This window comes from Neisseria sp. Marseille-Q1983, assembly GCF_018224585.1.
GTDB classification, from domain to species: domain Bacteria; phylum Pseudomonadota; class Gammaproteobacteria; order Burkholderiales; family Neisseriaceae; genus Neisseria; species Neisseria polysaccharea.
In genome coordinates this window covers 53,164-60,665 of the sequence record NZ_JAGTUI010000010.1, presented here as the reverse complement: position 1 = coordinate 60,665, position 7,502 = coordinate 53,164, and the positions used below count along the sequence as shown (strand labels likewise).

The 7,502-nt window shown below is 52.6% G+C and carries 5 protein-coding genes and 1 pseudogene; 3 read left to right on the top strand and 3 right to left on the bottom strand.

Annotated features, from left to right (window positions below; all coding sequences use genetic code 11):
• Positions 1-66 precede the first annotated feature (66 nt).
• A pseudogene (locus tag KEM39_RS11965) lies at positions 67-333 on the top strand (hemagglutinin); the annotation flags it as partial.
• Here KEM39_RS11965 and mutY read toward each other — a convergent pair.
• Entirely contained in the window at positions 332-1,393 is a 1,062-nt protein-coding gene (gene mutY, locus KEM39_RS03735) for an A/G-specific adenine glycosylase (protein WP_192886282.1), read from the bottom strand. The pseudogene KEM39_RS11965 and the gene mutY sit on opposite strands and share 2 nt — an antisense overlap.
• A gap of 162 nt (positions 1,394-1,555) precedes the next feature.
• Here mutY and KEM39_RS03730 point away from each other — a divergent pair, with 162 nt between their 5' ends.
• Complete coding sequence (locus tag KEM39_RS03730) at positions 1,556-2,596, top strand: zinc-dependent alcohol dehydrogenase family protein (protein ID WP_118825732.1); 1,041 nt, start codon at positions 1,556-1,558, stop codon at positions 2,594-2,596.
• 256 nt (positions 2,597-2,852) lie between these two features.
• Here KEM39_RS03730 and KEM39_RS03725 read toward each other — a convergent pair whose 3' ends face one another.
• Both KEM39_RS03725 and edd read right to left on the bottom strand, forming a co-directional pair.
• Positions 2,853-3,491, bottom strand: a complete 639-nt coding sequence (locus KEM39_RS03725; RefSeq protein ID WP_045750118.1) for a bifunctional 4-hydroxy-2-oxoglutarate aldolase/2-dehydro-3-deoxy-phosphogluconate aldolase — start codon at positions 3,489-3,491, stop codon at positions 2,853-2,855.
• Between the two features lie 90 nt (positions 3,492-3,581).
• Positions 3,582-5,417, bottom strand: a complete 1,836-nt coding sequence (gene edd / locus KEM39_RS03720) for a phosphogluconate dehydratase (RefSeq protein WP_118996905.1) — start codon at positions 5,415-5,417, stop codon at positions 3,582-3,584.
• Between the two features lie 412 nt (positions 5,418-5,829).
• On the opposite strand from edd, the gene zwf reads away from it, so the two are divergent.
• Positions 5,830-7,275 carry a glucose-6-phosphate dehydrogenase gene (zwf, locus tag KEM39_RS03715; protein WP_118996904.1) on the top strand — a complete coding sequence of 482 codons (1,446 nt, stop codon included), beginning with the start codon at positions 5,830-5,832 and terminating at the stop codon, positions 7,273-7,275.
• The last annotated feature ends 227 nt before the right edge of the window (positions 7,276-7,502 follow it).

The window sequence follows — 7,502 nt, the reverse complement described above, 5'->3', positions numbered from 1 at the left end:
GCGCAGCTTATCGGCAAAGGCATATAGGCAGATACGCGTAACCTGCATATGGAAAGCGTTCAATATACGGTTACCGACAAACAAGGCAGGCCTGCCGACAGGATCAGTCTGTCCACCGGCTACGGCAGCGACGGAGATAGCCACCCGCAGCGGTATCAACACTCGCAACATACAAATCACCGACGAAGCGGGACAACTTGCTCGAATCGGCAGGACTGCCAAGAAACCGAAGCGCGTATCTACACCGGCATCGACACCGAAACTGCAGCCCAACATACAGGTCGTCTGAAAAACAGCTTCGACAAAGACGCGGTACACAATGCCATCAGGCTTAACTTTCTCTATCTAATACAGCCCCAAACTTTTTACTGTTTAAATAAATTTCCAAAGGCTTGGGCAGACCGTAATCTTTCAAATGGCCCGGCTTTATCCAAATGCCGTCTGAAGGGCTTTCAGACGGCATTTGCCCTTCAAACGGCGTAATCATCAGCAGCCGGTGCGTCAGGCGGTGGGTCAGGGTGGTCTGTTCGTCCATATCTGCCATGGTCAGGGAGAATTTGGCGGCAAAGTCGGAAAGCCCGTTCAAACTTTCAAAACACGGTACGCAATACAGCCCGCCCCAAATGCCTTTGGCGGGGCGTTTTTCCAGCAAGATTGCGCCGTCCGAGTTGCGGACAATCAGCCAGTAAAGCGGCAGGGTTTGTACTTCAGGGGCAGTTTTTTTACGCGGTAACTCGGCAATGCGGTTTTGCTTTTTTGCTTCACAGATGTCTGCCATCGGGCATTGGTGGCACAAGGGTTTCGTCCGTTTGCACACGGTTGCCCCCAAGTCCATCAAGCCCTGCGTGTAGGCGGGCATATCGGCGTTTTCAGACGGCATCAGACTTTCGGCAAGTGTCCAGAGCGAGTTTTCAAATTTTTTGTCCTGCGGATTGCCGTCGCGGGCAAATACGCGGCAGAGCACGCGTTTGACGTTGCCGTCCAAAATGGTTTCGCGGCGGTTGAAGGCGAAGGCGCAAATGGCGGCGGCGGTGCTTCTGCCTACGCCGCAGAGGGTTTCCAAGTCTTTGCGCTCCGATGGAAACGTACCGCCGAATTGTTCGACGACTTGTTGCGCGGCTTTGTGCAGATTGCGCGCGCGGCTGTAATAACCCAAGCCTGCCCACAGCGATAACACTTCGTCTTGCGGCGCGGCGGCAAGCGTCTGAACGGTCGGGAATTTTTCCAAGAAACGCGGATAGTAGTCCAACACGGTGGCGACCTGCGTTTGCTGGAGCATGATTTCGGAAAGCCAGACGCAATAAGGGTTTTTGACCTGCCAAGGGAGGTGGTGGCGACCGTGTTGTTTTTGCCAGCGGATGAGCCGTTCGGAGAAGGGGATGGGTGTGTTCATTAACATCAATATGTGGTTTTATTTATATTTAAAACAGCATGTTATGGTATAACATTGTAAAAGTAATTCTTATTGACTTATTTTTTGTAGGGGTATATAACTCATATAAAGAGACTTTATTGCGGTATTGAAATTATTTATCAACAAGCAAGGAGTATCAGCATGAAAGCAATGGTTTATCACGGCGCAAACGACATCCGTTTTGAAGAAAAACCCCGCCCGCAGATTATCAATCCGACCGATGCGGTGGTGAAAATCGTCAAAACCACGATTTGCGGTACCGACTTGGGTATTTGGAAAGGCAAAAACCCCGAAGTCGCCGACGGTCGTATTCTCGGCCATGAAGGAATCGGTATTGTAGAAGAAGTCGGCGAGGCTGTAAAAAACATCAAAGTTGGTGATAAAGTCATTATTTCATGCGTCAGCAAATGCTGTACTTGCGACAACTGCAAAATCCAACTCTATTCACACTGCCGCAACGGCGGCTGGATTTTGGGCTATATGATCGACGGCACGCAGGCCGAATACGTCCGCACGCCTTATGCCGACAACAGCCTTGTTCCGCTGCCCGATAACGTCAACGAAGAAGTCGCCCTGCTGTTGAGCGATGCCTTGCCGACCGCCCACGAAATCGGCGTGCAATATGGTGATGTCAAACCCGGCGATACCGTATTCATCGCCGGTGCCGGTCCTGTCGGTATGTCCGCCCTGTTGACCGCCCAACTGTATAGCCCTGCCGCCATCATCGTTTGCGATATGGACGAAAACCGTTTGAAACTGGCGAAAGAATTGGGCGCGACCCATACTATCAGCCCTGCTTCCGGCGACGTATCCAAACAAGTCTTTGCTATCGTCGGCGAAGACGGCGTAGATTGCGCGATTGAAGCCGTCGGTATCCCGGCTACATGGAATATGTGTCAAGACATCGTGAAACCCGGCGGCCATATCGCTGTGGTTGGTGTACACGGTCAATCCGTTGATTTCAAACTGGAAAAACTATGGATTAAAAACCTTGCCATCACAACCGGTTTGGTAAACGCCAATACCACTGAAATGCTGATGAAGGCAATTTCCAGCAGCTCAGTCGATTACACCAAAATGCTGACCCATCATTTCAAATTCAGTGAATTGGAAAAAGCCTACGACGTGTTCAAACACGCCGCCGAAAACCAAGCGATGAAAGTGGTTTTGGAAGCGGATTAATCGGCGTTGAATCAGTTGTTTTTTTAAGCGGATGCCGTCTGAACGTGTTTCAGACGGCATTTTTTCAGCCGCGTAAAACGGGCTGTCCGGCTGCTGTTGAATGAACTGACCGTTATTTTTATTATGCGGAAGATGGATGGGCATTTTAGGGGCGGTATGTCGGAGTGGTATTGCTGTGTATGCCTACTGAGTCGCCAATAGGCAAAATGCCGTCTGAAGCAGGAAAGGGCTTCAGACGGCATTTTTACGATGCGGTTCAGGCTTTGGGTTTCAACGCCGCCGCTTCTTTGGCGAGGCGGGTGATGGTGTCCCAGTCTTTGTTTTTCACAGCTTCTTTCGGGGTCAGCCAAGAGCCGCCGACGCACAAGACGTTGGGCAGTGCCAAGTAATCGGGTGCGGTGGCGAGGCTGATGCCGCCGGTCGGGCAGAAGCGCACGTCGGCATAAGGACCGTAGAGGGCTTTGAGCATCGCTTTGCCGCCGACGACTTCGGCGGGGAAGAGTTTGAGGGTGTCGATACCGTGTTCCAAAGCCAGTTGGACTTCGCCCGGAGTAGCAACGCCGGGAATCAGAGGAATGCCGCTGTTGTGTCCGGCTTTGGCGAGGGATTCGTGCAGCCCCGGGCTGATGGCGAAAACCGCGCCTGCGTCTTCGACGGCTTTGAGCTGTTCGGGATTGGTTACCGTACCCGCGCCGACGATGGCGTTGGGCACTTCTTTGGCAATCAGGCGGATGGCATCGAGGCCGACAGGGGTGCGCAGGGTGATTTCGAGGGTGGGGATGCCGCCTTCGACAAGGGCGTGGGACAAATCGACGGCAGTACTCAAGTCGTCAATCGCCATTACCGGTACAACTGCGCCGGCGGTCAGGATTTCGCGGGGGGTCAGTTTGGACATTTTAGGTCTCCGTTGGGGACTGTATCGTAATAGGTTCGTTAACATGGTTTCAGACGGCCTGATTGTTTTAAAAGGCCGTCTGAAAAGGGTTTAGGCAAATTCGCCGCCGAAGCTCATCGCACCGGTTTCGGCGCTGCTGGTCATGCTGCGGAAGTTGGCGAAGAGTTCGCGGCCGCAACCTTGTTGGTTCGCGCTCAAGTCGATACGTTCGACTTCGCGGGCGTTCCATTCAGCTTCGTCAATCAGGACGTTGAGTTCGCCGGTAACGGAGTCGAAGCGGATCAGGTCGCCGGTACGGATTTTGGCGATATTTCCGCCCATCAGGGCTTCAGGCGTCATGTGGATAGAGGCCGGAACTTTGCCGGATGCGCCGGACATACGGCCGTCGGTCAGCAACGCCACTTTGAAGCCGCGGTCTTGCAGGATGCCCAAAGGCGGGGTCAGTTTGTGCAACTCGGGCATACCGTTGGCACGCGGGCCTTGGTAGCGGACGACGCAGACGAAATCGCGTTCCAATTCGCCGCGCTCAAACGCAGCCAACACTTCGCGTTGGTCGTTGAATACGATGGCGGGCGCTTCAATGATGCGGCAACCTTTGCGCACGGCAGATACTTTAATTACGCCGCGACCGATGTTGCCTTTCATCAGGCGCAGACCACCGTCTGGGGAGAACGGATTGTCGGCTTTGCGCAGGATGTCGTCGTTGCCGCTGGTTTCGGGGGCTTCGCGCCATTCGAGTTTGCCGTCGATGAGGAAAGGCTCTTTGGTGTAGTGGCGCATACCGCGTCCGACGACGGTATCGACATCGTCGTGCAACAGGCCTGCGTCCAGCAATTCGCGGATAACGAAAGGCAGGCCGCCGGCTGCGGTAAAGTGGTTTACGTCGGCTTTGCCGTTGGGGTACACACGGATCAGCAATGGGATGATGGAGGAAATTTCGTCGAAGTCGTCCCAGTTCAAAATCACGCCGGCGGCACGCGCCATGGCAACGAGGTGCATGGTGTGGTTGGTCGAACCGCCAGTTGCCATCAGGCCAATCAAGGCGTTGATAAAGGATTTTTCGGTCAACATTTCGCCCAATGGTTTAATCGTGCCGTTTTTGATGCCGCGCGCGAGGTGTCCGGCGGCGTAGCGGGTCAGGGCTTCACGCAGGTCGGTGTAAGGGTGGACGAAAGCGGCGGCAGGGAGGTGCACGCCCATCATTTCCATCATCATTTGGTTGGAGTTTGCCGTGCCGTAGAAAGTGCAGGTGCCCGGGCTGTGGTAAGAACCCATTTCGCTTTTCAAAAGTTCGTCGCGTCCGACTTTGCCTTCGGCGAAAAGCTGGCGGGTGCGGGCTTTTTCTTTGTTGCCGATACCGCTGGACATCGGACCTGCCGGAACGAAGATGCCTGGAATATGACCGAAAGACAAAGCGCCAATCATCAAACCCGGTACGATTTTGTCGCATACGCCCATAAACAGGCTGCCGTCAAACATTTGATGCGACAGACCGATAGCAGTACTCATGGCGATCACGTCGCGGGAAAACAGCGACAATTCCATACCGGCGTAGCCTTGCGTGATGCCGTCGCACATGGCGGGTGTGCCGCCGGCGACTTGGGCGGTCGCGCCGTTTTTCTGTGCTTCGTCTTTGATTTGGTCAGGAAAGTCTTTAAACGGTTGGTGTGCGGAAACCATGTCGTTGTAAGCGGTGATAATGCCTAAGTTGGGGACGGTTTCCTGGAGCATTTCGATTTTGATGCTTTTGGGCATAGAGGCATAGCCGTGCGCCAAGTTGGAGCAGCCGAGCTGGTTGCGCTCTAAGCGTCCCATTTGTTTGGCACTGTGGATTTTCGCCAGATATTTTTCACGCGTCAGACGGCTGCGTTCGATAATGCGCTCGGTGATTTCGGCGAGTTTGGGGTGGATAGGAGTAGTGTTCACGGTCGGTCTCCTGTCGGAACGGGGTGATATTGGGGATTTGTTTGTGCGTTTCTGATTTTTGTATCGGGTATTCAGACGGGGAGTGTTTTAAAAGGTATGCCGTCTGAAAGTGGGAAGCGGGTGCTATTATAGTACAAAATTTGTAATTTTGTTACAAAAAAATCAGGCATTGAAAAGAAATTTGATTTAAATCGCAGAATCTTTCGATTGTTGTAACGGAATAGGGAAACCTGCCCGATTTTTGGACTAGGTCAAATAAATTGTAAAAATGGGAATAGACAAAAAGTGTAGCGGTGTGTAGTATTACTACTCATTATGCCGCCTGCCTTTGTTTCCGATATTGCGATGCAGCGTGATGGGGAAAACAGGTTTCAGACGGCATCGAAAAATTCTTTCCTGACGAGATAATACGATGAGTACACAAACAAATTTTGATTTGGTGTTGTTCGGTGCGACCGGCGATTTGGCGATGCGCAAGCTGTTGCCCTGTCTGTACCAGGCGCATGTTGCCGGTCTGCTTCATCCCGAAGGGCGTATTTTAGGGGTCAGCCGCAGCGAGTTGGATACCGAAGGTTTTCTGGCGAAGGTGGAAACCAGTTCCAAAATCCATGTGAAAGAAAATTTTTCCGATGAGGCTTGGGCATCGTTTGTCGAACGTCTCGCATATCTCAAAGTCGATGTTACGCAGCCGGACGATTTTGCCGCTTTGGGCGATTTGGTCAAAGCGCGCAAAGAAACCGACAACGTCGTCATCTATTTGTCCACCGCGCCCAAATTCTTCGCGCAAGCCTGCGAAAACCTTGCTGCGATCGGTTTGAATGCCGACAATGTGCGCGTGGTTTTGGAAAAACCGCTGGGTACGGATTTGGCTTCTTCCCAACAAATCAATACCGATGTTGCGCGTTATTTCAAAGAAGGGCAAATTTACCGCATCGACCACTACCTTGGCAAAGAAAGCCTGCAAAACCTGCTTGCGCTGCGTTTTGCCAATGTAATGTTTGAGCCGCTGTGGAACAATAAATATATCGAAAGCGTGCAGTTGACCATCGCCGAACAGCTCGGTGTGGAAGAGCGCGGTGAGTTTTACGACATTACCGGCGCGTTGCGCGATATGGTGCAAAACCACTTGATGCAGATGCTGTGCATGACTGCGATGGAAGCCCCCGCCAGCTTGGATGCCGACGCGGTGCGCGATGAAAAAGTCAAAGTCGTCAAGTCATTGAAGCCGCTGACCGTCGAATCTGTCAATGAAAACGTCGTGCGCGGACAATATACCGCCGCCAAAGGCATGAACGGCTATCTTGAAGAAATCAACGTTCCGCAAGACAGCTTTACCGAAACCTACGTCGCCATTAAAGCCGAAATCGAAAACGAACGCTGGAAGGGCGTTCCCTTCTACCTGCGTACCGGCAAACGCATGACGGGTAAAGTGGCGGAAATCGTTTTGAACTTCAAAGATTTGAACAGCCATATTTTTGAAGGCAGCCGCACCGCGCCCAATCGGCTCGTTATCGAGTTGCAACCATATGAATCCGTGCGCCTCTATACGCAGATGAAAACCCCGGGTGCAGGCAATAAGGTCGAAATCGTGCCGCTGGCAACCGATTTGGGCAAAGCATTGGAAGGCCGCCGCGCGGAAGCTTACGAGCGCCTGCTGTTGGATGTGATTAACGGCAAACTCGCTTTGTTTAACCGCCGAGACGAACTCGAAGCCGCATGGGAATATGTGATGCCGATTTTGGAAAACTGGGCAGGCAATACCACGCCGCCGCACGGCTACGGCGCGCACTCGTGGGGGCCTGAAGCTGCGCGCGAACTGTTGGCGCGCGACGGACACAAGTGGCACGAAGAGCAGTAATACAATAATGCGTTCAGACGGCATGGGGTTTGAAATGCCGTCTGAACGCAAGTAAAGCAGTATAGTGGATTAACAAAAATCAGGACAAGGCGACGAAGCCGCAGACAGTACAAATAGTACGGCAAGGCGAGGCAACGCTGTACTGGTTTAAATTTAATCCACTATAAAAAGCAGTCCCGATATTTGGTATCAAAAGCATAAACAACTGTTCGGCCGACATATTGCTC

Excerpts from the sequence above, each read along its gene's own strand:
- KEM39_RS03730 (WP_118825732.1), top strand. The coding sequence starts at position 1,556 with ATGAAAGCAATGGTTTATCACGGCGCAAACGACATCCGTTTTGAAGAA.
- zwf (WP_118996904.1), top strand. The coding sequence starts at position 5,830 with ATGAGTACACAAACAAATTTTGATTTGGTGTTGTTCGGTGCGACCGGC.
- KEM39_RS03725 (WP_045750118.1), bottom strand. The coding sequence starts at position 3,491 with ATGTCCAAACTGACCCCCCGCGAAATCCTGACCGCCGGCGCAGTTGTA.
- mutY (WP_192886282.1), bottom strand. The coding sequence starts at position 1,393 with ATGAACACACCCATCCCCTTCTCCGAACGGCTCATCCGCTGGCAAAAA.